Source organism: Oleiphilus messinensis, from assembly GCF_002162375.1.
Taxonomy (GTDB): Bacteria; Pseudomonadota; Gammaproteobacteria; order Pseudomonadales; family Oleiphilaceae; genus Oleiphilus; species Oleiphilus messinensis.
On record NZ_CP021425.1, the window covers coordinates 3657771 to 3684603 of the forward strand.

The 26833-nt window shown below is 48.0% G+C and carries 20 protein-coding genes; 8 read left to right on the plus strand and 12 right to left on the minus strand.

The genetic code is table 11. The features are described from left to right. The first annotated feature begins 15 nt into the window (after nt 1–15). Both OLMES_RS16010 and cyoE read left to right on the plus strand, forming a co-directional pair. On the plus strand, nt 16–1209 hold the full coding sequence (locus OLMES_RS16010; RefSeq protein WP_087462193.1) for a COX15/CtaA family protein: 1194 nt from the start codon (nt 16–18) through the stop codon (nt 1207–1209). A 5-nt stretch (nt 1210–1214) separates the two neighbouring features. After that, complete coding sequence (gene cyoE, locus OLMES_RS16015; RefSeq protein WP_087462194.1) at nt 1215–2147, plus strand: heme o synthase; 933 nt, start codon at nt 1215–1217, stop codon at nt 2145–2147. A gap of 112 nt (nt 2148–2259) precedes the next feature. Here cyoE and OLMES_RS16020 read toward each other — a convergent pair whose 3' ends face one another. From OLMES_RS16020 to OLMES_RS16045, 6 genes are all read right to left on the minus strand, one after another. Continuing rightward, nucleotides 2260–3192 carry an alpha/beta fold hydrolase gene (locus tag OLMES_RS16020; RefSeq protein WP_087462195.1) on the minus strand — a complete coding sequence of 311 codons (933 nt, stop codon included), beginning with the start codon at nt 3190–3192 and terminating at the stop codon, nt 2260–2262. A 236-nt stretch (nt 3193–3428) separates the two neighbouring features. Next, the gene (locus tag OLMES_RS16025) at nt 3429–3938 is read right to left on the minus strand and encodes a hypothetical protein (protein WP_157678341.1); all 510 of its coding nucleotides are present in this window, start codon (nt 3936–3938) and stop codon (nt 3429–3431) included. 158 nt (nt 3939–4096) lie between these two features. Beyond that, the gene (locus OLMES_RS16030; RefSeq protein ID WP_087462197.1) at nt 4097–4387 is read right to left on the minus strand and encodes a putative quinol monooxygenase; all 291 of its coding nucleotides are present in this window, start codon (nt 4385–4387) and stop codon (nt 4097–4099) included. Nucleotides 4388–4479: 92 nt separating this feature from the next. Beyond that, nucleotides 4480–5364: a helix-turn-helix domain-containing protein gene (locus OLMES_RS16035; RefSeq protein WP_087462198.1), complete on the minus strand. Its 885-nt coding sequence runs from the start codon at nt 5362–5364 to the stop codon at nt 4480–4482. Nucleotides 5365–5400: 36 nt separating this feature from the next. Then, complete coding sequence (locus OLMES_RS16040) at nt 5401–6549, minus strand: lipase secretion chaperone (protein WP_087462199.1); 1149 nt, start codon at nt 6547–6549, stop codon at nt 5401–5403. A 77-nt stretch (nt 6550–6626) separates the two neighbouring features. After that, nucleotides 6627–7622, minus strand: a complete 996-nt coding sequence (locus OLMES_RS16045; RefSeq protein WP_232465125.1) for an esterase/lipase family protein — start codon at nt 7620–7622, stop codon at nt 6627–6629. 176 nt (nt 7623–7798) lie between these two features. On the opposite strand from OLMES_RS16045, the gene OLMES_RS16050 reads away from it, so the two are divergent. Next, nucleotides 7799–9064 (plus strand): IS701 family transposase, encoded by a 1266-nt coding sequence (locus tag OLMES_RS16050; protein ID WP_087459828.1) that lies wholly within the window; start codon nt 7799–7801, stop codon nt 9062–9064. Nucleotides 9065–9336: 272 nt separating this feature from the next. Here the strand turns inward: OLMES_RS16050 and OLMES_RS16055 are convergent, their stop codons facing one another. The 3 genes from OLMES_RS16055 to OLMES_RS16065 form a co-directional block, all read right to left on the minus strand. After that, nucleotides 9337–13404 carry a translocation/assembly module TamB domain-containing protein gene (locus OLMES_RS16055; protein WP_087462200.1) on the minus strand — a complete coding sequence of 1356 codons (4068 nt, stop codon included), beginning with the start codon at nt 13402–13404 and terminating at the stop codon, nt 9337–9339. Further along, nucleotides 13401–15125 (minus strand): autotransporter assembly complex protein TamA, encoded by a 1725-nt coding sequence (locus OLMES_RS16060; RefSeq protein ID WP_087462201.1) that lies wholly within the window; start codon nt 15123–15125, stop codon nt 13401–13403. The genes OLMES_RS16055 and OLMES_RS16060 overlap by 4 nt, the downstream gene beginning before the upstream one ends. A gap of 107 nt (nt 15126–15232) precedes the next feature. Next, nucleotides 15233–16372, minus strand: a complete 1140-nt coding sequence (locus tag OLMES_RS16065; RefSeq protein WP_087462202.1) for a JmjC domain-containing protein — start codon at nt 16370–16372, stop codon at nt 15233–15235. Between the two features lie 241 nt (nt 16373–16613). Here OLMES_RS16065 and OLMES_RS16070 point away from each other — a divergent pair, with 241 nt between their 5' ends. The 4 genes from OLMES_RS16070 (at nt 16614) to OLMES_RS16085 (ending at nt 21534) form a co-directional block, all read left to right on the plus strand. Beyond that, the gene (locus OLMES_RS16070) at nt 16614–17594 is read left to right on the plus strand and encodes a GNAT family N-acetyltransferase (protein ID WP_087462203.1); all 981 of its coding nucleotides are present in this window, start codon (nt 16614–16616) and stop codon (nt 17592–17594) included. A 62-nt stretch (nt 17595–17656) separates the two neighbouring features. Beyond that, on the plus strand, nt 17657–18157 hold the full coding sequence (locus tag OLMES_RS16075) for a SixA phosphatase family protein (protein ID WP_087462204.1): 501 nt from the start codon (nt 17657–17659) through the stop codon (nt 18155–18157). 182 nt (nt 18158–18339) lie between these two features. Beyond that, nucleotides 18340–19116 carry a hypothetical protein gene (locus tag OLMES_RS16080; protein WP_087462205.1) on the plus strand — a complete coding sequence of 259 codons (777 nt, stop codon included), beginning with the start codon at nt 18340–18342 and terminating at the stop codon, nt 19114–19116. Between the two features lie 27 nt (nt 19117–19143). Continuing rightward, on the plus strand, nt 19144–21534 hold the full coding sequence (locus tag OLMES_RS16085; RefSeq protein WP_198343004.1) for an ATP-binding protein: 2391 nt from the start codon (nt 19144–19146) through the stop codon (nt 21532–21534). Nucleotides 21535–21567: 33 nt separating this feature from the next. Here the strand turns inward: OLMES_RS16085 and OLMES_RS16090 are convergent, their stop codons facing one another. Together OLMES_RS16090 and OLMES_RS16095 are read right to left on the minus strand one after the other, a co-directional pair. Then, on the minus strand, nt 21568–21972 hold the full coding sequence (locus OLMES_RS16090) for a PilZ domain-containing protein (protein WP_087462206.1): 405 nt from the start codon (nt 21970–21972) through the stop codon (nt 21568–21570). Further along, nucleotides 21969–23705 (minus strand): DUF1631 family protein, encoded by a 1737-nt coding sequence (locus OLMES_RS16095; protein WP_087462207.1) that lies wholly within the window; start codon nt 23703–23705, stop codon nt 21969–21971. Before OLMES_RS16095 ends, OLMES_RS16090 begins: the two co-directional genes overlap by 4 nt. A gap of 464 nt (nt 23706–24169) precedes the next feature. Between OLMES_RS16095 and OLMES_RS16100 the strand changes: the two genes are divergently transcribed. Continuing rightward, complete coding sequence (locus OLMES_RS16100) at nt 24170–25246, plus strand: 3-deoxy-7-phosphoheptulonate synthase (protein ID WP_087462208.1); 1077 nt, start codon at nt 24170–24172, stop codon at nt 25244–25246. Nucleotides 25247–25341: 95 nt separating this feature from the next. Here OLMES_RS16100 and cysG read toward each other — a convergent pair whose 3' ends face one another. Continuing rightward, nucleotides 25342–26715: a siroheme synthase CysG gene (gene cysG, locus OLMES_RS16105; RefSeq protein WP_087462209.1), complete on the minus strand. Its 1374-nt coding sequence runs from the start codon at nt 26713–26715 to the stop codon at nt 25342–25344. Nucleotides 26716–26833: the final 118 nt, after the last annotated feature.

The following is a 26833-nucleotide window of genomic DNA, read 5'->3' on the forward strand; positions in this document are numbered from 1 at the left end:
TAAAGGGATCACATTATGAATGAAGCGGACATAAGCTCCAGCATCGCTAAACACAAGACGCATACCCTGCTGCAACGACTTGTCTGTGTTGCAACACTGCTGGCGCTCATAGTAGTCGCGTTGGGCGCCTATACGCGGCTAAAGGACGCTGGACTAGGTTGCCCTGACTGGCCTGGCTGTTACGGTTTCCTCACCGTGCCGGAACATGTAGACGATATCGCTATCGCTGAAGCGCGATACCCCCATGCTCCGGTCGAACCCCACAAAGGTTGGCCAGAGATGATCCATCGCTATGCTGCGAGCCTCTTGGGTTTGGTTATTTTAGTTCATGCTGTGATTGCCATGAGGATACACACACGGGCAATGCGGGATGGCTCAGGGGATACCACAATAAAAAGCCAGCCGGTTTTTTCCTTCATGCTTCTGCTACTGGTCATTGCACAGGGCATGTTTGGCATGTGGACCGTAACATTGCAACTCTGGCCACAAGTCGTAGCCACCCACCTGCTGGGTGGCTTTGCCACACTTAGCTTGTTATTCCTGTTGTGGTTACAAAGGACTCAGCCCCCGGTACAAAGCACGCAACGATCCCCACAATTTAAAGCATTGAAAGCGGTTCTTCCATTGGGCTTTATCGCCATTGTACTGGTCGTAATGCAGATATTCCTCGGCGCCTGGACTGCTGCGAATTATGCTGCCGTTGCCTGTCCGGACTTCCCCACCTGCCAGGGGCAATACCTGCCGGATATGGACTTTAAACAAGGATTCGACATTACCCAGGCAATCGGGCCAAATTACCTCGGAGGCACCATGGACAATGCCGCGCGGGTTGCTATTCACGTCAGCCACCGGATTGGAGCGCTGCTTGTCAGTCTGTATTTGATCGGTCTCTGTATCTTTACCTGGCGGAAGTTAACGCTGACCTGGCAACACCCTCTGGCTAAAGCCCTTTGTCTGGTGCTGGCTGCGCTTACAACCCAGATCACCCTCGGTATTGTCAATGTAATGTGGTTGATCCCCCTGCCCATCGCATTAGCTCATAATCTCGGCGGCGCGGCCTTGCTGCTCAGCCTCGTTTTCTTCAATTTCCAGCTTTACAGATTGCGACAACTGCATGACCTTCCAGCACAAGCGCACAGAAAACCAGCCACAGGCTCCGTCTTCAGTACACCTTCTCTCGCCACGACAAAAATAATGAATCAAGAGTGAATACCATGAAAACCGACAACAATAATACCCAACTCAAACTTGCTTCCCCCCTCAGCCAACAACATCACGCCAGTTGGCGGGATTATCTGGAAATGTGCAAACCCAATGTGGTTGCACTTATGATCCTGACCTCTGTAATCGGCATGATGTTAGCGCGCCCCGGCTTACCAGGTTGGGATATCATGCTTTTCGGCAACCTGGGTATCGCGCTGATGGCTGCGTCAGCGGCTGTCATCAACCATGTTGTGGATCGCAAAGTGGATACGCTAATGGCCCGCACCAGCAATCGACCATTGGCCAAAGGCAAAGTGGAGGTCAGCAGTGCCTTGCTTTTTTCCGCAGTACTCGGCGGCACCGGGATGACCATACTACTCGTCCAAATCAATGCGCTCACCGCCTGGCTGACGCTGGCATCCTTGATTGGCTATGCGTTCATCTACACCCTGTTCCTGAAACGGGCGACACCGCAGAATATCGTGATTGGCGGATTGGCTGGCGCAGCCCCTCCATTATTGGGCTGGACCGCGATGACAGGAGCCGTTGAACCGAACAGCCTGTTACTTGTTTTGATTATATTCGCCTGGACACCGCCTCACTTCTGGGCCCTGGCGATACATCGAAAAGCAGAGTATGCAAAAGCCGATATCCCGATGCTGCCCGTTACCCATGGGGAGTCCTACACCAAGCTTCAGATCCTGCTCTATACACTGATCCTGTTTGCCGTGAGTCTGTTTCCATTTATTACCGGGATGAGTGGCTTGATTTATCTGGTTTCAGCAGTGATTCTGGGCCTTCGATTCATTGACTGGGCCTGTGCCATGATTCGCGATTCACGTCCCCATGCAGCAATCAAAACATTCAAATATTCCATCACTTATTTGATGTTGCTCTTTATTGCACTACTGGCGGATCACTTCATCATGCCGACACTGGCCTGACCCCTTCAGGCTTATTCGATCTATTCTGATTGCCCGGCAAGATACGGGCAATCACAAATAGCTTGTGATTTCAGTGAAAGGTAGCCCCACCCGAAATAAAGATAAACACACCCTAGAGCACAGGTTCTGGATGAGAGCTGAGGTCTGCTTCCGGCGTCAAAGTACCGATTACATGTTCCAGAAAGCCTTGGTAATGACGTGTCACCTCAACGGGTTTTTCGATGAACGGCAGGTGTGCACATTCCGGTATTTGTTTCCTGACTACCCAAGGGCAACGACGCCGAATAAGCAACAGACTGTCATCCTGCAAAAAAGAATCATTCTGGCCATCGATAATCATGCTGTGTTTTGGCAGGTATTTCAGACATTTCAGCAAGACATTCATACTGTACTGCATGTGTTCAAGCAAGCGGACGTGAAACGACTCGTAGCGTTGAAGCTCTTTGAGGCGATATTTCAGGAGCGTTTTGGGAATTTTTGGCGGTGAATAAAAGAGCTTCTGATTGAAAGCCTCTACGTCTTCCGCGGTCTCGAATCGCAACATGTTACGGAACGCGGTAAAGCGATTTTCCTGTTCAGGGCTGGATAACGCGATATCGAATGCGAGTGCAGAAACAAGGCACAGGGAATCTATCATATCACCGTAACGGGCGGCATAGACTGCACAAACGTTAGCGCCCAGGGAGTGACCAACAATATTGAACTGATCTAACCCCAGGGCACAGACAAAGTCTTGCAATGCTTCCGCCAGCGCTATGAAATCATACTGATTATTATAGGTCTCCAGGCCACTGTGCAGACCAGGCAAATCCATGGCGATGACATGATAATCTGCGGCCACCAAATGGTTCATGACTGAACGCCAGACTGTTTTGGAGTTCGTCAGGCCATGAACCATCAAAACGGTAGGACGATTACGATTACCACCCTCAAGGTAACGCCAGTGGTTGCGGGGGGTTCTCACTTGTTTGGCTTTCAGGGCACCGAGATAACTTTTTATGTGGTTCGAAAACAGGAACAACGTATCTTCTGAGGAAATAGCCATATCGCTTGCCTTGAATTAATGACAACACATCCCTCTTGCTCTCTACCCCGGACATTCCATGCCGTAAAAGTAGCCGGTATCACAGTTCGCAATCCGACCAGCGCCCTATTCTACTGCAGGTTGCGCCGGAATCGAAATCCGGCGCCCACAATTCAGTCAGTTTTTACATCTTGTTTACAATTAAAACCGGGCCAGTGGTTAAAACAGCGCCATACTCATGCAGTAATATCGCTGCTCTAGAGATCCGCTTGGAGAGTATTCGCCCCCTTCCATAACTGCCAGCCTAGAGCGATAAAACCAATACCGAAGGCTATACCGGCAATACTGAATAACACCGTCACACTCATCAACATTGAGAGCAGACCAAAGGCAAATGACAACAGGAACGACAGCGGTACAATACGGCCCAACAGCCCGTTTTGCAGAAGATTTACCGAAAACATTACCGTCCCCACACCAATCACGGGTGAGCCGATCTGATAAATTCCGACCTCGTATAGTGTCGCTTCCGGGCCCGCAATAAGCGCAATACCACAGAGTGTGAGCAACAAACCGACACGGCCGAGGGCATTCAGGCGCTCGCGAAGAAAGGCAAATACCCCCGCCAGCGCAAGCACGAAGCAAAGATCTATGATGATATAGAACAAATTCAGAATTTCACTGCCATCATAGCTGAAAAAGCTCGAAACTATCCGTAATCCACCGCCCAGCATCGCTGCAGCAGCCAAAATTTTGAAGTCCTTCACCACAATATCTCCTTTCACCAGGGCCAGTGGGCCATTTTTAGCTATATTCCATGAGCACTTTTCGCCTTGAAATTCTCTGGGCGATATATTTTTTATCCTAATCCCCGTATACATAAGAGAAATTGAGCGAGTGCCTATCAGCAGCCGCTCATCGATGTTTACAAATCTGCCTGGATAAAGTATTTGATCTCTGGCGGCGCAGAGAGGAATTCAGCAAGCTGGTTCAAAACACCATTTTCATCGATATGCTGAAGATAAGCCAAATGACTTTCTCGAGTCAGCCATTGCTCGTCCAGGAGCATTTCTGAATTGTCCTCGGAAAACAGAACACTTACGTTCAAATTTCCTTTGAAACCTCGAACATTCGGTAAATTATTTTCCAGAAAATCCCATAATAAAGTTACGCTTCCGGGTTTTAGCGGGCAATTCAGAGTTACTCTTACACTCATCGTTTTTTCCTTCTGTTAGTTAAGGTCGCTCTACGTTAACGACGCTACAGAAGTGGCACCACTTATAAACGGTCAAACATGCCGAATTTCGGTCATTTTAATGGATTATTTTGCTTGGGGGTGTGCCCGAATCGCACTTTGAAGGCTTTGATAAAATTGGACACGTTCTCATACCCCAGTTCTGCTGCAGCTGCGGTTACCGTAAAGCCGTTTACGTCTATCAGCTCTTTGGCACGAAATAGCCTTCTATCCGTCAGCCATTTATGAGGTGTGGACTGAAATGTCTGCTTAAAGTCTCGATTAAAACTGGATAGACTCCGTCCCGACAAATGGGCCAGATCCGTTACTGAAAGGTGTAATACGTCCGGCTGTGCCAAAAGTTGTTCCAGATTTCGCTTTGGCAGTTGTTGGCTCATGTTCAACAACATACCGGGAAGCTTTTTGTCTACCTCTCTCCAGGCGATAAGGTGCAAGAGTTCCAATAATTTACTGCTCAAATATCCCGGTTCAGTTAGCTTTGGCTGAATCGTTTTGAAGAAATTAGATATCAGATCGTCCGGATCAGTAACTAGACAATGGTCGGGGCTGGCGGAACTCGGATCGGGGAATACATTAAAGCCGCGTAAAAACTCACTGACGACCTCCCCGTCAAAAAAAACGAGATATGCGCTTAACCTATCCGTGCTCTTAACAAAGTCAGAATTAAGGCAGGCCCCTTGCGGGAGGAAGACCCCGTTACTGGCTGAAAGTTCGATGTGCTCGTTCTTGCAATTGGTCAGTATCTCCTTACCGCTTTCAATATACACGAAGCAAGGCATCGTGGAATAAAACTCGACATCCACCAGATCCTGCTCAAGGCACTTATGAAAAATGCCGGAATTTCTGGATTGCATGATGAGCTCAACATCTCGCATACCATACAGCGCACGGGGGATTACCAGTACATTTCGTTGCGTATACTCAAATACCGTTTTCATCCATTCATTTCACGAAGGTTCAGGGGGTCGCTAACACTAAGGTAAAGCCCCCTGTGCCAGAACCGTTTTTCGATATATGGCTTCATGGGCTTTTAAACGGGGCAGCTCGTCATCGCTGAAATAGGCATGCCGCAATGTCTCTAACTGTTGCTGTTGTTCCGCTGGATCAGAAACTGAGTCCTGCACATATTGATGCAGCGCCAGGTACTGGTCAAGTCGATTTTGCCAGTCCTGTTCACGCTGGTAGTGTTCAAGCATGGAATCAATTGTCTCAGTACTGTAGTTTTTAGACAGTTGCTCCCGAATAACCACTTCCGGCTCCCCGGCATCGAACAGATCTCGGGCTTGGTTCGCAAGTTCTGCACTCTCACGTGCCGCTGCTTGTGCGCTATGCATGTTGTCAGGCATTTTTGCTTCCAATGCTCTGATTTGAATAGCTTGCTCTTCAGGTGTCAAATGATCTTTCGCTCTGATTTTCATGGTATTGACAGCAAATTCCGCATACGCCTCCTCCAGTCGAAAAAACGCATCTGCCGCTTCTGGCGACATATACTCCCGGCGAAGTCGCTTGATATGTTCAAAGGTTTTTTCCATTGTTTCGGCAAAGTAAGTATAATTTTGTTCTTCCGGTGGCCGGAGGGACTGATCCATTATTTCCTGAAGCGCGTGCTGGTATGCAACATAGCTTTCCAAAAGCTGCATAACCTGCTGGACGGCCTGATCCGGGACCCGGGCCTGTGCCTGTTTTTGAATTTCCAGAATAGCATCTGCTGCGGAGACCTCTCCAACAGCACTGAGGAAGTAATCAAAAAAGTCCTTCACCGAGAGATCAAGAACTAGATTTCCGGCAGAGTCGACCTGGAGCTGGCCATCTATTTCCGTACCCGCCAATACCGCAGCATAGGATTCAGCCTGCCATTCCACAGCTTCGGGGATGGACTGATTCTGATCAACACGCTTAGCGTTTACGTCAGGCACATTGCTGTTGCCTGATACCTGTCCGGTTGCACTCTCCGCCCCCGTGGCCGGCGGTTCAGCCAAAGCGATAACTGGCGACAAGCTATCATGCTCTCCATCACCCCAGTTCATCGAAAGGAAAATATAGGCTACACCACAGACACAGACAATCAACAAAGCCGCCGCAATCTGCAGAGCATAACGCGCTCTTTGATTTACCGATTTCATCACCACCTCACTCTTCTACCGAAAATCAATGGCCAGTACGATACCGTTCCAGCCATTGATTTCATTTTCTATCGCAATTACAAACCCGCGTTTTTCAGTCTATTCGCTTGGGTTCGGTAAGGTGTAACCGGGTTATGCCACAATGAACGTGTCCCCAAAACATGGTTGATTGCATCAACATGGTTAGCATCATAAGCACCAATGTAGTAACCCAGTTTCTGAGAGCATACAGCGACCAGCCCGTCATTTGACTCTCCGCCAAAAGCGAGTGATGTCGTCACCAAAAATGGATCCAGAATATCCAGAACATTGGTGAAAACACTTTTACCAGCCCAGGAATACAAACGGACATTGTTCCCGTTTACACTGACTTGTGTCGCGCGGTCATTGGTGCAGTAACCTGATGCAACACCATAGGGGTGTCTACTGTTCAGGTCTTCTGTTCCGGGTGTGGTCAGGGTTTCGAGGGCAGCAATCGCATTTTGCGGGTGATCGTTTCCGGAGATCCAGCCAATGACGGTACCGAATGCGTTCGCCAAAGCGGCGGCACCACCTTCAATTCCGCTGTCGACCGGAATAACACCTCGAATCATATCCGCAGTTTTCGACCCTTTGTTCACGCCATCGACAGAGGTTACCGAGGCTATACGCCCCTGACCCCAGGCATTCATGGAAGCGTCGAAAGTGATCGCAGCTCGGGACGTGGGCGATCCCTGACTGTGGGCAATAATATTGAACTTGGCGTTGCTACCGTAAACATTATTGTTAATGTCTTGCGCCAGTTGCAAACCACGTTGTTCACTATCGTTAAACGGTGATACATTGGCTACTTTTACATCGGCACCACTACGACAAAGATTCATGGGTACGGTATGAAAATACCCGATCAAGCCACCAATCGAATCGAATCCGGTAATGCCATGAACCATCAGAATGGGGTGCTTTGTATCCGTGTAACCACCGGACGTAAACCACCATTGACTGCAGCCTTCAGCTGCACTGGATGTAGCCGAAAAGCCAAGGGTGAGGGATGATGCGGCCACAGCAATGGCAGCCTTTATTGTTTTTTTCATGATGTCTCCTAAAGCTAAAGTTTAGAGTTTCAGAGGAAAGAATTCGAACCCAGTAAGACAAAATGATTGACTTTGCGACAGGCTTCGCGCTGCCGCGCCTTATAAGACTTTTTAAAACCATAGTTTTATAAGGCGCGGCCTTCAGAACGAAAAACGATTAAATTCTGGAGGCCGCTATGGACGCTAAGGGATACGGCAATATCCCCGAGATCCTGTTTGATTGGATCACATTTTTGGTTAAAGCTCTACCCCTACGTTCAGTACCCACCTTTATTGAGTTACTGATTGGGGCGATGCTCACGCCAACAGGGTTTGTCACTGATGCCTGGTTGATGGTGGCAATGAAGCGTCACTGGAGCAGTTATTTCAAGTGGTTGCAAAAGGGAAAGTGGTCATGGGTTGCACTCGCGCAACAGCTGGGTCAGTTACTGACTCAATGGTGTCCCAATGAACAGTGGTATTTGGCCATTGATGATACCTTGGTGCTAAGGAGTTCCAAGAAAGCACCCAGTAGTCAGTTTCATCACATGCATGGTAACAAGGCCAACCGCCCGCAATTTGTTCGCGGCCAGTGTTGGGTCAGTTTATCAGCGATTGTTAAGGGGCAGAAACAAGCCTGGTCGATCCCACTGATCTCGCGCTTAACGCGAGCCTGCGGGAACGGTAACAAGCTGGTAACGGCAGGCATTTTACTTCGCGTGATGAGGTCATTTTTTACCGGGGCCACTGTCCTGATGGATAGCTGGTATATGCGGGGTACGCTGATTGCCTCCCTTCAAGGTATGGGGTATCACGTTATCGGGCAAGTCCGAAAGGATACCGCCTTATACGATGTTCCAGAACGAACCGGGAAAAGAGGACGCCCTCGAAAGTACGGAGAGAAATACACACCAGAGCGAGTCACTAACCTGGAAGAGACTTGCGCCAATGTCACGATCTATGGACGACAGCAGTCACTGAGGTATCGAACAGTGATAGCCAAAGCCCGCTTTTTAGATGGGCAGCTCGTAAAGGTTGTGTGGGTGCAGTTTGAAAACGAAGACGGTAGCTTAAAACCTGCCCGGCTCTTGTTGACGACTCGAACGAATATGTCGGGCATCGACATCATAAAAGCCTACGCCAAGCGCTGGAGTATTGAGCCCATGTTCCATCAGTTAAAGAATCGCTGGGGCTGGAATGAGACTTGGCAGCAATCCAGACAGGTGCTGCATCGGTGGGTTCAGATCATCTCTCTCAGCTATGCGCTGGTGCAGTTGCTCACTTATTGGAAAGAGTCGGCAGGTCAAGAAATGCACTTGGACATCCCTTGGCGCAAACATGCGCCGATTACGGCGGGACTGGTTCGGTTAAAGCTGCAACGGAATTTACAGCAAGTTGCCGTGAGGGATTGGTGGGACGTAAAGTCTCGAATATTTAAACCGCCAGCGAGGGCTATTGAGTAGTATAAAGACTCTCGCTAGCGAAAAGCCGCCTAGAATAAGGCGGGTAGAAGAGAAAGCAGAATTTATCCGGTCAGAAATCAGGACTGGAGGATCATGCTCAAACTCTAAACTTTAGTCCTAAAGGTCTTGATTATTTTTATTTACAACTCAGGAGACATCATTCTAGCGATTTACATAATTTTACTATCACCCATTGGGGTGAATTTGTGCAAAGCAATCATTTTTTTGACGAACATTCGTACCAGTTTCCACCAACATTATTCGTTATTTTCTCAATGTACTTCAAAGGAATAAATGACATCGAGAGAACTATCAAGCCCGGTCATTGCCTCTATAAACAGGTTTGAGCGAAGACGATACCGCATCGCCAAAGTATTAACCTGATCGAATAAATTCACACCATAGCGCAGGTATAAATCCGGGGACAGATAACCACTTAATTGCACACTGGTTCCACCATCCTCGGCCTGGGTTGAGACCTGGAAATCACTCACACCAAACCGGGACATTACATTATCATTCAACCAGTCAGCCCCCAGACCAGCACGGGATAACAACAGGTTGCCGACGAGCCCCCCTCCGGCCTGGCTCTCACTGTCCGGGGCATTTCCGGTCAAAAGATAATGCAATGCCGAAGCATCATTCATTGGCGGATCGGAGAAAACTTCAAGTTCCGGTTGCGACACCGGCCCGGTAACCCGCAACCCTGCTTTTACTGTGCCGGACTGGGCATTGCGAACCGCCTCGATAAAAACATCCGGATCTTCAATGGGACCGTGAAAATAAAGTATTCCGTTTTGAACTTCCAGGCGCTGTCCTAAATAGGTGAACACGCCTTCCCGTGATTCGATCTCCCCCTGGGCAGTCAATTCCCCCTTGTCCCGGTAATACAAGTCGAGATAACCCGTAAGATAGGCGTTTAATCCAAGACCGGTAAAACGCACATCATCCCCCAAAAGAAGCTCCAATTGAGCATCATAGTAAAGGCTGGTTGTACTTGCCCTCTGCCGGTTGATGATTCGGGCATCTGCTGAGGTTGATTTGGCATTGGCGGGTAATCTCTGAAGCTCCAAGCGTGCTCTGGGGACATTCACCTGACCTCGGGCTTTAATCACGTCCCCTTTTATTTCAACGGTCACATCCGGCTGCAATAAAATCGACATTCCATGCTGTGGCACCACCGTAATACCATCTGATCGCAGACGTCCCAGCATTAAAAGCTCTTCCTGCCAATCCATTGAACCATCTATAAAGGCGACACCTTGCTGGTTAGTGAAGCGACCATCATAGGTCATTCTCCGCTTATCCAGCAGGCCTTCCAATGTAATCTGTTCAAGGGTTTCCGGCACACTCACCGTACTGAGCCGTCCTTGTTCCAACTTCCACCAGCCAGACAATGCCGGATCAGCGATATCACCATCAATATTCAATCCTGCGTTCAGGAATCCTGACAACTCCTGAATCTCGGTAGAAAAGGGCTTCAGTACACTTACGTCTACGGCATTGACCTCAACTGTTCCTACCAGTCGTTTTGCACCCGACAGGTCATTGACGCCCAGATCCATGGTCACGTCCCCGCCCTGCCCTAAGCCAAACTTTAATTGAGACTCTGCCTGATCACCATCAACAACCAGTGAAGCCGCAATATCATTGAGTAAGACAGGTCTGTAATCGGTACCCTCCGAGACACTAAGCACCGCTTTAAGCGCATCGGAATTGAGATCAATTCGGGCATTTAAGGGCGCGTCAACACGATCGAAAAAACTGAGTTTGCCACTAAAATAGCCATTCAGGTTACTGACTTGAGGCCAATAATGCCGGAACCAATCTACTGGAAAATCAGTGAACATCAAATTGGCACGCTTTTCCTGCGGCGACACGGCGGCCACTTTGGTTAAACACAGATCAGACGCCATGCTAAGCGGCCCATTACCTCTGCGCTCAAAACAAACGGGCTCGATACTTAAAGCGCTCCCGGCCAAATCGTAGTGCAGACTCAACGAATCGGTCAGCTGCCAAAAATCCTGCGCTATACCGACATCAATCTGGTCGCAAATCACAGCGATGTTCTTCAGCGCAAAATCGGGTACCCGAAGATTACCCGCTTTGGTAATGAGAGACGTATCACAAACAAGCTTTGCTCTGGAATCACGGCCGAATTTAATGGCGATATCAGAACGGGTCTCGCCGAGTGAACCCTCGATGGTCGATTCGAATTGGCTGACCGGCATATGGTCTACATGAGCGTCCGCAATCGAGGCAGTAATTCGACTTGGGCCATTCCCCAACGCCTCAATATCCAGATCCAGGGCGAGATTCTCAGCTCGCAGTGTTTGCCACGCGAGGTTCTGCGCAACAACAGTACCGGCAATATTCGGGGTTGCAATATTACCAGTGATATTAAGGTCTGTTGAAACCGTTCCCGTTGTTTCGAGACCGGTAAGGTTTAAATCAAAGTTCTCCAATTGCAACCTAAGATCGGAAGCGCTGGCGAGTGTGCCATTCAAGGCAATTCTGGACGGCCCCAGATTTAACTTGACCTTATCCAGACTGAGATCAGCCAATCCAGGGGTTGAGCCTTGGTTAAAAGCCAACTTTCCTGTGCCGGATATTTGATGTTTACCTGCTGTTCCGGTGAGCTTTGTAATCGAAACTTCACCTGTTGACTCACCTTTACCCGCAAATTTTAAACCGGCATCAAACGCAATTAAATCTTCGCCACTCAAATCCGCTACTTTTTCAACACCAAGCCAGTCCTGCAACTGTTGCAGTCGGATAGCAATCTTATTGAGTGCCAATTCCCCATGCCATTTTTGACTGTCAAGATTATAACGCCCGAATACATCCAGCCCCCCTTGTTGACTGTTCAATCGAATTTTTTCAGCGTGAATGACCTGACTGGTTCCCGACAGTCGGAACTCGGTATTGAATTCAGACCACAGGTTTGTCTGTACCCTCGGGTTTCCCGATAGTGACCACGCCTGATTATCGAGACGCCCATTGATTCCACCGGATATCCGCACAGGGTAATGCGCATAAATCAAATCGAGGTTCTTCAAGTCGAGTCGAATATCGGTAAACTCAGTTGCTGTCTGTCCTCGCACCAGAATCCGACCATCCAGGTAAAGGGGTAAATCCGGCATTGCATCCAACAGATTCAACTGTTGCGCCTCGATGTCAATGTTCAGGGAGATAACCTCGTCAAACTGAATCTCAGCCTTACCGCTCGCCTGACCTTGCACAGCAAACAGGGTAAAATGGTCGAGCGCAAGCGTATCATTGCGCAGAGCTATATCAGATTGAACAGTATTGAACGGGATTTGGGGTGAACTGAATTTGATGGTCGTTTGGGCGGATAGATCGATTAGCGTACCGGCAATCTCAATATCGAGGTATTCCAGTGGCAAGCCTTGTACTTCGGGCTCAGGCTTTGCTTGTGGATCACCACCTGCTTTGGCTTTACTGTTGGTGTTGACGACCGTCTCCGCAGATTTGGGAAACACGATGAGTGGCTCACCGCCGACAATGAGTTTGGCGGGTGTTTTTAACGTCGCCTTGAAAGGCATCTCGGTCGAATCAAAATTGATTGCACCAAGCAATGAGACCGGCAACCAATCAGTTTCAGAAAAGTCAAAATTATAGTCCAGATTGGTACCCCAAAAACGGAATGGTACACGTCCGTCAACAGGCAGTTGATCAGCTCCGGTCAACGCCAGTATCTCGTCAGGTAACCTCAGTCCGCCACTTAAATCCGTTAACCAGGGTTTTGCCATATCAAATGACCCTGCGGCATTGAGGCGCAAGCCCCGATAACCTGCGTCAAGATTGGCAATAGCGATCAATGTATGTTGCCAGTCTGCCTGCAGTTGAATATTCGTTATTTCTTCGATGGCCGACTCGGTCACCAACCGTAATGTGCCAATTTTTCCTGCCTGAATATTGATTGGAAACGGTGCGGGTACGACGGGTAAACCATTGCTTTCGTCAGGACTTGTAGCGTTTTCAGTTGTAGGCTTGATCACAATTTGCAACAAATCCAGACTGAGTGAATCTGCGCATATGGCGGCTTTGAACAGGCAGGAAGTCTGCCATGCAACCTGGGCATTTTCGATCTCGACATCAACCGAGTCACTTGAGTAACGAAAATAGTCGAGGCCAACCCCCTTGGCGATTGTGCCGTTTCGAACCTCTATCTCAATAGCGCTCAGCATTTCCGATACGGTCCTGCCTACAAACCGTGCGCCAGGTTCAGTGGTCACTAACCAGAAAACAACAGAAATACCCGCCAAAACGGCAAAAACCGCACTCCACAGCGTAACTTTCAGGGTTAAGCGAATCATAATCCGCCCCCCATCGATATGTGAATTCGAGGATTCCCGGCATCATCCCCCTTCAGTGGAAACGCTAAATCCAGTCGTATTTGCCCTACAGGTGACAACCAGACAATTCCGGGCCCGACACTGGTAAATAGCGGCTCCTCCTGTTCAGAATAAGCCCGGCCGGCATCAAAAAACAATGCTGCCCGCCATGAGGTTAGAAACCGGTAACTCATTTCGGCGCTGGCCACATTCAGATAGCGCCCCCCTACTAAATCACCATCGTCATCGCGGGTGGCAATGGATTCAAACTCATAGCCACGTACAGTTTGATCCCCACCAGTAAAAAACCGCCGGGAAATTGGAACTTCGTTAATGTTATCGGCACTGATCGCACCCAATTGCCCACGAACCAGCATTAACCAACGTTCTGTCCAGAGCCGGGTCAACCAGCGCGCACTGATAAAGCCTTTAGCAAATGTGGTATCAGAGCCTATAGCAGGGTGACTACCTTCGATACCGAATCGAATAAAATAACCACTATCCGGATCTATACCCTCTGCTATTTCAGATCGAGTCCACCGGGCACCGGGCACCAGATAAAAAACATCCTCTATTTCGCTTTCATCAACTTGATAGCGTTCATAATCGAGGTTGATGCTGTAACGATGCTGCCAATTGCTCTTGCGGCGATTATTAAAGGAGACCCCCAGGGATGTGACCTGTGTTTTGGTATTTTCAACATTCTTATGCTGCCAGCTGGTATCGAAATCAAATGACTGATTGATCGGATCACTTGCTGGAACACGGTAAGCAAATGCTACCGTTTGTTTTGGCTCGGATACCTCAAAGTTTGACTGTAACGCATCGCCATAGGATGTGACACTTGGCCAGCGCCAGCCAAATTTGAAACGTGGGCCGGTATCGGTGCTGTAGCCAACCCCCACATCAAAATAATGGGAGGTATTATCCTGTAACCCCACCAACACATCGACCCGGTGATCCGGTTGCTTGTGGGTATTGACTTGAAAGTGGGAAAAATAGCCCGTTTTGGCAAGATTACGCCGGAGTTGAATGATCAACTGGTTTTCGACCAACTGATCCCTGGAGAAAGGAATCAGGCGCCCTAGAAGCTTGTCACTCATTTTGGAGCCGGTTATCACCACATCACCGAAACGGTAACGAGATCCGGTTTCTGCAACCAAGCGAACGGTCGCCTGATTAGTCTCCGGGTCGATCAATAATTCTGACTGTTCGAAACGAGAGTCCAGAAAACCATACTTGGCACACAAATCGGCCAATTTACGTTTGAATTGATCGTATTCCCAATGCTTCAAGCGAGTCCCGACTTTGAGCCCGGCAGCGGCTACCAGACTACGAATCTCCGCGATAGATTGAGCCCCGCCCAACACGCGAACATCAGACTCGACAATGATAACAGGCTCTCCGGGATCAACCTGCACGGTAATCCGATCCTGTTGAATCTGGGTTGACCATTTGCTGTGATAGTAGCCCAAGGCTTGCAATGCAGCCTCAACTGCAGCGCCGATACGGCGTTGCAACACAGCGCTCTGCTTTAACTCCTCTGAGTCGACGGTACCGAGGTGGGCGAGTATGTTTTCCTGAATTTCACTCTCTGTACCACTTATCGAAACAACGACAGTCGCTGCCGAGATTAGCGAAGAAAACAGAGAAAGCAATATCCCGAATATCGCAAATAAGAAACTTTCCTTGACTATTTTCATGTACACTCGTACTTAAGATGCACTGTACCAAACAATTGATATTGTATTGCACTTCAATGCGATAAACACCTTAACATTCCCTCATCTACACAAGCTGTTTTACCGTATTAATCAAAATCACCCATAAACAACAGGGCACCGCTCTCAATCAGTTGACTGACTACATCGGCAAAACCGGGTTCACCCGTCTGCTCCAGCACGGCCTTGGAATCGATGTCAACACCATCACAGAGCGCTTCTGCCAGAACAGTTGTCACTGCAAAGGCGTGTCCGTCAACGTAGAGCATCGCTTGATTTCGTTCCGCTGTAACAACGTAAGCAAATCGACTTGCCGCATTTCGCTCCAGACAGGCTCCGTTTTCCAGTCTTGATTGCCATGCCTCAGAAGAGCTCGCCAACAATTCAAGATCAGGATATTTTCGTTCCGTAACGTATCGCCCAAACCAGTCAGCAATAGTCTGATCATCCAAAAGTGCTTGTGTTAACGCTAACCGAACCTGGTCTATCGCTGCCGCCGGAATCGCCCCTGTTGGCGCTTTGAGAGACGCGGCGCAATCCCGGTATCGATCGTCCTCCAACAGATTTTCAAGCGCAGTCGTCGCAATACCATCAACCATTTCCCGGATACCCGGGGCTCGGAAACCAACAGAATAGGTAATACTGTTCTCGATTGACACCCCAAAATGGGAATGCTTTGCTGGTATGTACAGCATATCTCCAGGCGATAACTCCACTTCCATTAGAGGTGAAAACGCCTCAAGAATACGAACGGGTGTATTCGGCACCAGAGGACTGTGCGAGCCACAAACATCGCCTACCTGCCAACGCCGAGTCCCCTCGCCTTGTATCAAAAATACATCAAAAAAATCGTAGTGTTGTGATACCGTCCCCCCAACTGGTGCATAGCTGACCATAATGTCATCAAGACGCCATTGGGGCAAAAACCGGAAAGCGCCCAACACATCACGCACCTCCGGTATCCACTGATCCACCGCCTGAACTAATAAAGTCCAGTCCGTTTCAGGTAATTTGCTAAATTCAGCGTCATCGAATGGCCCTTTTTTGACAGTCCACTCGCTTTCCTGTGCCATGATCAACCGGGATTCCACATCGGGCTCACATGCCAACCCTGCAAGGTCATTTGCTTCCAGCCAGAACGGATCGGAAAATGCATTTCGGATCACGAGTGGCTTTTGCTGCCAATATTCATCCAGGAATTTCCGGACATCGAAATTTTGTAAAACCATATGAAACCTTATAAAAAAATGAAACCGATTAACCAGAGAAACCTTTTAACCCGAAAAACCAGATAACGTGTCCAGTTTTGTACACTCGACGGATTGATTCACCATTTCCCGAGCTGGCAACTCGAAGCAGTAACCTCTAAACTCTCTGAATTGAACTGATAAAACAGCACTACGTAGGCATTAAGACACAATAAACACCAAATTGAAGCAGCATGAAGTTCACAACCTGATACAAGATAATATGATCGAATTCGAAAGTCGTGACCAGCTTACTCCGGAAATAACCAGTTTAAGGCGGGAAGTGTTTGTAGAAGAGCAACAGGTCCCGGAAAACCTGGAATGGGATACGGAAGACGAATCCGCAACCCACGTAGCTGTATTTGAAGACGGATTGATTATTGCCTGTGCGCGTATTATAAACACAGGGAATGGCGTCTACAAACTTGGCAGAATGGCAGTGCGAGCCACACACCGGGGAAAAGGGAACGGTAAACTGTTACTCGGTCACCTTATTGAGACCTGCCTGCAAGCCAATAACGGTTGTCAGCTGGAACTGAGTGCGCAATGCCATGCGCGAGCTTTTTATGCCCAATTTGGCTTCGTGGCGACTGGAGCCACCTACCCGGAAGCCGGAATCGAGCATATCAGGATGGTACATCATGCCCCCCGATTATTCATGGCATGCCAAGACAGATCAACTGGCTCCGAGTCGCACAATATCGCCGCGATGACAAAAAATGAGGACGATACGATATGGCATTTCGATAATGCTTCCGATCAGATCGCACTATCCTCTCAGGCGATTAACCAGTGTGATCGTTTGATTCAAATATACAGTCCGGATCTGGAAAAAGCAGTTTACGACTCACCAAAGTTGGTTCAGCTCATTTCAAAATTTTGTCGAAAAGACCGGCTCACACAGGTACAAATACTGATTCTTGACGAAAATGCACTCATCTCGAGCCACCACAGGCTTGCGGAGCTTGCCAGTCGTTTAACCAGCAAAATTAAACTGCACATCGTCAACAAAACATTGCCGTATGAGAATTCCGCATTTCTGCTCTGCGATGAACAAATGCTGGTATTTCGGAAAGATATTGAAGACGGAAAAGGCTATGCGGCTTTTACTAATCGGCCAGAAGTAAAACAATTGCGGGAAAAATTTGAGGCCATGTGGCTTCGATCCAACGCTTCCCGGGAAAATCGCACGCTAGGCTTGTGAATGGAGGATACAGCCATCGAACTGAGTGGAATGACATACTCTATTTTAGGATCTGAAAAACTGTGAAAAGATTGCTCATCGCTCGACATGCCAAGTCTTCATGGAAAGATACGGATCTGTCAGATTTCGAACGCCCCTTAAACAAACGGGGTAAACGGGATTTACAAACAATCATTCCAATCCTGTCTCACCTGCATATCAGGACAGATGAAATCCTCACAAGCCCGGCGTTACGCACCCGGCTCACAGCAAACGCCCTAAGCGTTGTCACTCAACCCAAAAATATCCAGCCGACAGAAGTCGCCCGACTCTACTCGGCATCCTGGGAAACACTCCTGGATGTGACCAGCAATATCGATAACTTACATGACACCGTGACCATCGTGGGCCACAATCCCGGCCTGACCGAGTTTGTAAATGCACTGGGGAATATTGGCTTTGATAACGTCCCGACTCTGGGAATCATCATTTTCGACCTCGACATCAGTCATTGGCGGGAAATCGGCCCCGGATGTGGCACAATGCGGCTATATTTAACACCCAAACTGGTGCCCGATTTATAAAATCAAATAATCCTTATGAAAATGACGGCTATTTCTGACATTTTCAATCATTTAACTATACTTTAGGTAACCTCGCAGAAACGGCCGTCAGTCAATACTACAAATGTAGGATTTGACACGGACAACCGGGGATATTTCGTTATAACATGACCTGATAAATTAACTTAATGGTTAACAGCTAGATGTCTGCACCTGTTGTCATTTCAATTATTGTATTGATCATTTTTGTATCCATTACCATCCTGTTTATCGGGCAGGCTCGGGAAAAAGCAAAAATCGAAAAAATTCGGAAAGCAAATACGCTTCAGGATCGTTATCGACGGCTCAAGCGTATATCTCTGGATCTGCCACCCCAATATCTACCTCGAGAACTGAAAATTTTACTGCTTGAGCGTTGCATCGATACGCTCAATGAGCTTAAGGTCATCCAGAATGAAAAATTCAAGTATGCCAGTAGCCTTGTCGAGGACACCGCATTGCTTGAGCAGATCAAAGCCAGTAAAGAAAAACCCAAGCCCCAACAAATTACCAATGAAGCCCAGGCAAAAGAAGTTCGAACATTGCTTGAAGCTCTGATCAAGTTCATCCAGAATCAGTCCAAAAAAGGGTTCCTGGAAAAATCACTTGCCAAAAAACATACCAGTTTCATCACCTACATGGCCAGCCGATCCAAAGCGGACTACTATGCCGCCAAAGCAAAAGAGGCGATCAGCCAGAATAAGTTGAGGATCGCCATACATAATTTCCACAATGCGATTGGTGAACTGGAACCAACCAAATCAATGACCGCTTCGCAAAAAGCGATTCAGGCTTACAAGATTAAAATCAAGGAACTTGAGAAACTCGCTGACAAAGTGAGTAAAGAAGGCTCGGAGAAGAAGGAAAGCATGGACAAAGAGTGGAGCGAATTTATGCAGGACGATGATGACTGGAAGAAAAAGAATGCATATGATGATTAATAGCTGATGTAACTTCCAAGGCTCCCAGTGAACATAAACTTCTCTAACAGACTATCTTTCAAGCTCGCGCGCAATACCGTTATTGTTGCGCTGCTGCTCGGCATGGTACTCAACCTGTTTCAAGTCTTCCTTGACTACTTGAATGAAAATACGGCACTCGACGAAGAAATCGAAGCCATCATAACCATCAGCCACACGCCCGCGTCACAAATCGCTTACAATATTGATTCCCGGCTGGCTGAAGAGTTGCTCGAAGGCCTTTTGAAGCATCCCTCTATTATTGAGGCCGATATTGTAGATACGGACAACCGGACACTGGCCAGACGGGAACGACTGGTTGCAGAATCCCCTTATCGCTGGATGAGTGATTTACTCTTCAACCCCACCCGCAGTTATACGACTCGATTGTCAGTACAACAGCTGAATGATGTCGATCTGGGTAACCTCAATGTTGTAGTCGACACTTACCAAGCCGGAATTTCATTTTTGAAACGGGCGGGCTTTACCATATTAAGCGGTTTTATCAAAAGTCTGGCCCTGTCTTTCCTGCTGCTCTTTGTCTTTTATCTGTTGCTCACAAAGCCGTTATTGGGTGTAATCGAGAGTATTAGTGTTCGCTCTGTAGATTCACCGGAAAAAGCTCGACTACCGGTACCTAAAGGTCATGAAAATGACGAAATCGGGATACTCGTCGAAAGCACAAACGATCACTTGCATACCATTGAAAAAAGCCTGTTAAAAATACGTCAGGCTGAAGCCCGGTTAAAGACCTACTCGGAACAACTCGAACAAATTGTCGAAGCTCGCACACGGGAACTGTCTGATAAAAATGATCAGCTCCTGAAGAGTAACCGGGAACTGGTTATTGCAAAAGAAGAAGCCGTAAAACGCGCTAAAGCGCGGGCAGATTTTCTCGCCAACATGAGTCACGAGATTCGAACACCTTTCAATGGCGTCTTGGGAATGATCAGCCTGACCATGGAAGAACCCCTCACCGAGCGCCAGAAACGACAACTTGACGTGGCTTACAATTCTGGCGTCTCCTTGCTGCAGGTATTAAACGACATCCTGGACATTTCTAAAGTCGAAGCAGGCAAATTGACACTGGAAAGCATCAGTTTTGATCTGCGGAAAACAATCGATGAAGTCACGAGTTTACTGGCGCAAAACTCGAACGCCAAAAACATTTATCTCCGAACGTATATCGACCCGCAATTTCCCGAACGGGTTTACGGCGATCCCACGCGCATCCGCCAGGTCATCAGCAACCTGATTGGCAATGCCATCAAGTTCACCGAACATGGCGGTGTGTCCGTATTCCTCGGTGTAGAACAAAACAGTGCGGTATTGCGGGTGGAGGATACCGGCATTGGCATTTCAAGAAACGCACTGCACAAAATCTTTTCACCGTTCTCCCAGGCGTATTCAGACACGACACGTAAATACGGTGGAACCGGGTTGGGGCTAACCTTGTGTAAACAGTTAGTCACCCATATGTCAGGATCCCTGGAAGTTGATTCTGAAGAGGACGTTGGCAGCTGCTTCACCGTTCGAATCCCACTGCGTGAAGACATCTCTCATTCCGAACCGCCGGTTCCCGAGCCACTCTCTGCGTACACATACTTGCTACTTCATAGTAACGAGAGCCATACGGGTTTTGATTTCATTCGTGACCAATTGCAGTATTGGAAACTCAAAATTGTCAGTATCAATATTGATGAAGAAGAGAAACTCTCCGAAGCCATCACAAGCAAGGTTCCAGCATCCGGTCCAACGGTGATCCTGACAGGAGAGCCTCCGGTACTGAGTCAACTAGCCCTCCTCCCTGACCGCTTCCGGGACGACCCGGTGATACTCTGCAGTAACAGGCAACAACCGGAAATTCACGCTGAAGTACAGAGCAGTCAACGCAAAATAGCTCAATTGCAGAATCCTGTTAGTCGTAACAGCCTTCAGCATGCCTTACTGGGGGTAATGGCTACAGAATCCCCCACAGAGACCCAGACCAAAGTTATCGAGAAAGAGGCAAAGAGTGAAACTAATGAGTACTCCATTCTGTTGGTCGAAGATAATCAAGTCAATCAGATGGTTGCCAAAGCCATATTGAAGAAACTTGGCTATCAGGTGAAAGTGGCAGCAAATGGAAAGGAAGCGGTCGATATTTTACAGGTACAAACCTTCGACGCGGTACTAATGGATTGCCATATGCCGCTCATGGACGGCTACGAAGCGACCCGGACGATTCGAAATCAATTGGGTTTACAGGACATACCCATTATCGCCGTCACAGCGAATGTCATGCATGGCGATAAAGAAAAATGCTTCAGCTCAGGCATGAATGATTATGTCACCAAACCCTATGAACGACACGTTCTGGTGGAAAAACTGGAAAAATGGATTAACCGGAAAGCCGCGTAAGCACCGGTGGCTTATTTAAGCACGGATGACCTGTCAAAGGTCATCCAGCAGCCATTCAGCCACGGATTCTTTCCATTCGACGTAGGCAAGATCATCACTTTCAACAAAACGAATACCGGCAAGATAGAGTGTCTCAGCCCCCTGAGCGAGGCTTAGGGTACCTTCCCGGCACCACATGACATCACACATTAAATCGAAACGTTTATCCCCCACTTCAATAATTAAAGGCAACAGCGCGCCCGGTGTTAATTTATCCGGAAGCGCGACCTGAGCACCATTAGCAGACAAATCCAGTGTTTCACACTGCACAACACGACTGGGTGAAGTGTCCCCGGGCAAAGGTGACATCACCTCGATAAAAAGAGAGCATGCAACATTTAATCTGAATTCCTCCCGGCGCTCATCGTCCCGTAGCCAACTATCGAACTCTTCGGTCATCTGCCTGTTATCCTGATTCTGCTGACGGTTCGTTCAAGCGATTCATCGAACTCCGCGCCACTATCCAGAATTCTTGCTTCCTGGCGAACAAGCTGATCCACGAGTTCAGCGGCCTTGAGTTCAAAACGATTCAAACCTAAACGGTCTACAAATACCAGTTTAGACGTTGCTTTGATTTTTACCGCCAATTTGCCTTTTTCCGTTTTGCCATCCCGCGTGTATTCAACCCAGGCCCCCAGTCGTAGTGCCTCGATCTCTGCCAAGAGCACGCCTTCACGGGATGCCCGCTCTTCAGCAAAGGCAGCTTCAGCCAGGGCAACCTTTTCGGCCTCCAATCGCTGTCGTTCTGCTTCACGCTGCTCTTCAGCAAGCCGTTGCTGGCGTTTGATTTCTTCCGCTTCGGCTTTTGCCTTTTCCGCAGCCTTGTGTCTTTGTAACACCTGAGACTCAACAACCTTCATGAGCGCCTGTTCCGTGTCGTTCACAACATCAGTCAAACCGACCCATTCACCCAGTAATCTAAAACGTCCTTCTGATACTCGGGTAGAAACATCTGACATTGGCAACACGTCATATTTCATCCCCAGGAAGTTGGTTAGTAAACAATCCCGGGTGTCAGGATAGGTTTTTGCGATCTGAAACCGAGTGTCACTCCCATTTTCAAGTAACCATACACCATCCCCCAGCGGAGGCTGTGTAGAGGTGTCCATCGCTCCGGCATCATCAGCAGGGTCTGATTCGAATGGGGCAAAGCGCTGCAACTCCAGCGGCAATCCCTGAATTTGCTGAATTAGAAAAAACTGAACTTCAGACAGGATACTCGCTGATTGATCATTGAGCATGCCACCAGCGCCAAGGCAGCGCTCCAGTTTCTCAACAAGATTCTCCACGATGGAGAGCAACATGTTTTTTTCTTTTTCGGTCGTTTTAGGTACAAAACACCACACCAGGTGCTTTGTATATTTATCAAGCTGTTCCGAAGACAGCTCCCCCTCTTCATGAAGGAGTGCTTTCTTCAGTAGATCGAACCAGTACTCGTTCAGTAACTTGCAAACTGGCTCTGGTAACTTTCGATTACCTGCGTATTGATTGATAATTTTTTTCGCACGCCGCTGTGCATAACGATTCTTGGACAGACCATACTCATTTTCGATCAATCGACTGACAGACCGGTCACGCCGGTCATTAATTTTTTTGAGCTTTTCATTCCAGTTTCGAAACAACGGTAACCGATACTCTTTGTCACTGATTTTAGGGTTTACAAAAACCTCAACAAACTCATCAAGCAAATCGTAAAGTTGCCGTCCTTTGGGTCCAAATCCACTGTAAACACCGATATATTGGGTCGCTACTCGATCAATCAAAAGCGCTAAATGGGTCAGTTCTTTGATATGTTCATCATCGACAGGATTACTTAACAACATGTAAGCGATGGTGTAGCGACAACAGGAAAATGCCCCACGAACATCTGTATCCAGGTCGTTCTTTCGCACGTACACCTCAACCACCCGGTCGGCGAGATATAAACAGTTGAAATTACGGGGAGTTAAAGGCGTATCTGCATACGTGCGTTTATACTTTTCAACAATGGACTCAGACTCTTTGGCGGTATAATTACGGACGGTGAACTCTACGAGTTCATTTTTTTCCTGCTCAGTTTGCTGCTCATTGGCAATCCTGTATTTTAGGCCAGGCACTCGCAAGTCTTTCACGATTTTTTCAATGGGAAGCACTCAATTACTCCGAATAGTCCATTACGTAAATACCGATTCCTGCCACAAAACAGGATCAGGACAGCCGCTTAAAATTGATAGGGAGACCAGCATTACGACGCAATGTATCTACTGGTGTTACCGACACTGTAAACGCACCAACAATAGCCAAGGATAATAACGATTTTCAAGAATGATAACGACTTTCAAGAATAATAACGATATTAAAAGCTAATAACGATTTATTTTTGTTCTTTAGTGTCGCAATTAACACTCAACTGTTATTATTATCTGCTTTTAGAAGTCAGCAGATCGGCTATATTCACTTGAGAATGGTCATCAAACGGCAATATAAATACTCTAAACCCTATTTACAGCCGTAACGAACGCGGCAGCAGGTTAAACCATTCAAACTGACAAGTTTTGATGCACGTATAACCTGACAGCAATAATTTTTAATAGCAATAATTGAACTGGATTCAGACATGCCACATACCGGAATAGACAACATAAACGTACTTAAGACTGAGGTTCTCATCACGCCTGACCAACTCCGTGCGGATATCCCTCTGACCGAAAAAGCATCGGAAACAGTCCTTAACGGGCGCGAGACCATTCAGAATATTCTGGACAAGAAAGACCACCGTTTGTTCATCGTCATCGGGCCTTGCTCCATCCATGATGTCGATGCCGCCAAAGATTATGCGCAGAAGCTGAAAAAGCTCGCGGATGAACTTTCAGATACGTTATACATTGTTATGCGTGTTTATTTCGAAAAGCCACGAACTACAGTAGGCTGGAAGGGATTGATTAACGATCCCCATTTGAATGATTCCTTTGATATCGAAAAAGGACTCCACATCGGTCGCCAACTCCTCATGGACATCAATGAAATTGGCTTACCAACAGCCACAGAAGCACTGGATCCGATTTCACCTCAATACCTTCAAGATACCATTACCTGGTCTGCTATTGGCGCCCGCACCACGGAATCACAAACGCACCGTGAAATGAGCAGCGGTCTATCCGTTTCCATCGGATTCAAAAATGGTACGGATGGCAGCCTAGAAGTTGCAGTTAACGCAATGAAATCCGTTTCTCACCCCCACAGTTTCCTGGGTATTGATTCGCAAGGTCATGTTTCCGTGATTCGGACCAAAGGCAACCCGTATAGCCACGTTGTACTGCGCGGAGGCGGCGGTAAGCCAAACTATGATTCTGTGAGCGTAAACCTATGTGAACAGGCGATGGAAAAAGCGGGCCTTCGATCCGTAATCATGGTTGACTGCAGCCATGCTAACTCAAACAAAGATCCTGCAATCCAACCGCTGGTAATGCAAGATGTCGCGAATCAGATTGTCGAAGGTAACAAATCAATTGTCGGATTAATGGTCGAGAGTAATCTCAACTGGGGCAGCCAACCGATTCCAGAAGATCTTTCCGAACTGAAATATGGCGTCTCAGTCACTGACGCCTGTATCGACTGGGAAACAACCGAGAAAGCACTGCGAGAAATGGATGAAAAATTGAAAGGCGTTTTACCTCAACGCCTGGAAAAATAATTCAGCACCCTGCCCTTGCTTACTGGAAGTACTCGCATTTGCAGTACTTCCAGGTTTAATCGTCCCCACCAGACGCCTTCAATACAACGCAAAGATCAATCAAACCAACGCAATTTCTCACGCAAAAGCACAACTTCACCCACAATAATCAGTGTTGGGGCCGCGATATTTGACTTTTCTACCTGGCCAACGATGGTTTCCAGTGTGCCTACTATCACCTGTTGTTCCGGTGTTGTACCTTTTGAAACCAGAGCAATTGGTGTTGTTTTGGCCAGCCCATGCTCAATCAGTTTACTGGAAATTACCGGCAATCCAGTTAACCCCATGTAAAATACCAACGTCTGATGCGGAGCGACAAATTCCTGCCACGGAAGATCACAGGTATTGTTTTTCAGGTGACCGGTTATAAACCGAACCGATTGAGAGTAATTTCGGTGCGTTAACGGTATCCCGGCATAACTTGAACAACCGGAAGCTGCGGTGATACCCGGTACCACTTGAAAGGGCACAGACTCTTCCGCCAGACGCTCGATTTCTTCACCGCCTCGCCCGAAAATGAAAGGATCCCCCCCTTTTAAGCGCAAAACCCGCTTACCCTGCTTTGCCAGGGTAACCAACAGCTCATTAATATCCTGTTGCGGGACGGCATGGTTGGCTCGCTCCTTTCCGACATGGATTCGCTCGGCATCATGTTTTACCATTTCCAGAATTGGCTTTGACACCAAGCGATCGTATAACACCACGTCAGCCTGTCGAATCAGCCGTAGAGCCCGGAATGACAACAGGTCTGGATCACCAGGGCCCGCACCTACGAGATACACTTCACCCGTGGCAGAGAATTGATCAGCAGCCAGAGAATCTTTTAGCGCTTTCTGGGCGTCCAACTCCTGGCCTGCGTATACCAGTTCCGCAAAATGCCCTTCAAGGTGCTTTTCCCAAAAGCGTCTTCGCTGGTTAATATTCGGAAACACAGCTCTAACCTGATCACGGAATTGTGCAGCGAGTTCGGTCAGTCGCCCGAATTGCGCTGGAATTGCCGCCTCAAGACGACTCCGCAGCAACCGGGTCAACACCGGCAACTCGCCACCACTGGAAACAGCAGCAATTACGGGTGAACGGTCAATTACAGCCGGAAAAACGAAACTGCACAACTCCGGGCATCCCGCCACATTCAGGGGGATTCCTCGTTTTTTTGTAGACTCGACAACTTGAGCGCGTAACGCTTCATCATCAGTCGTAGAAACCACTAACTGAACACCATCAAGCATCGATTCAGTAAAACACGCTTGATGGGCTACAGCGCCACTGTCTATCAGAGCCTGAAGCCCTTCAATGACATTTGTTGAGATCACGGTTACCTGACTCTGGGCGCGCAGCAGTAATTCAACTTTCCGAGCCGCAGCCTCATCACCACCCACAACCAGTGACGTTTCATTTTTCATGCGCATGAAAACGGGTAAAAAATCCAATCTAAGATCCTCGTGATCGAAACAAACAGACGACCTGATTCAACAAATCAGCTATTGAGCATAGTTTAACGGTCGGGGAGAAAGGCAGGGATACCCAAAAGTAGGTATCCCGAAAAGA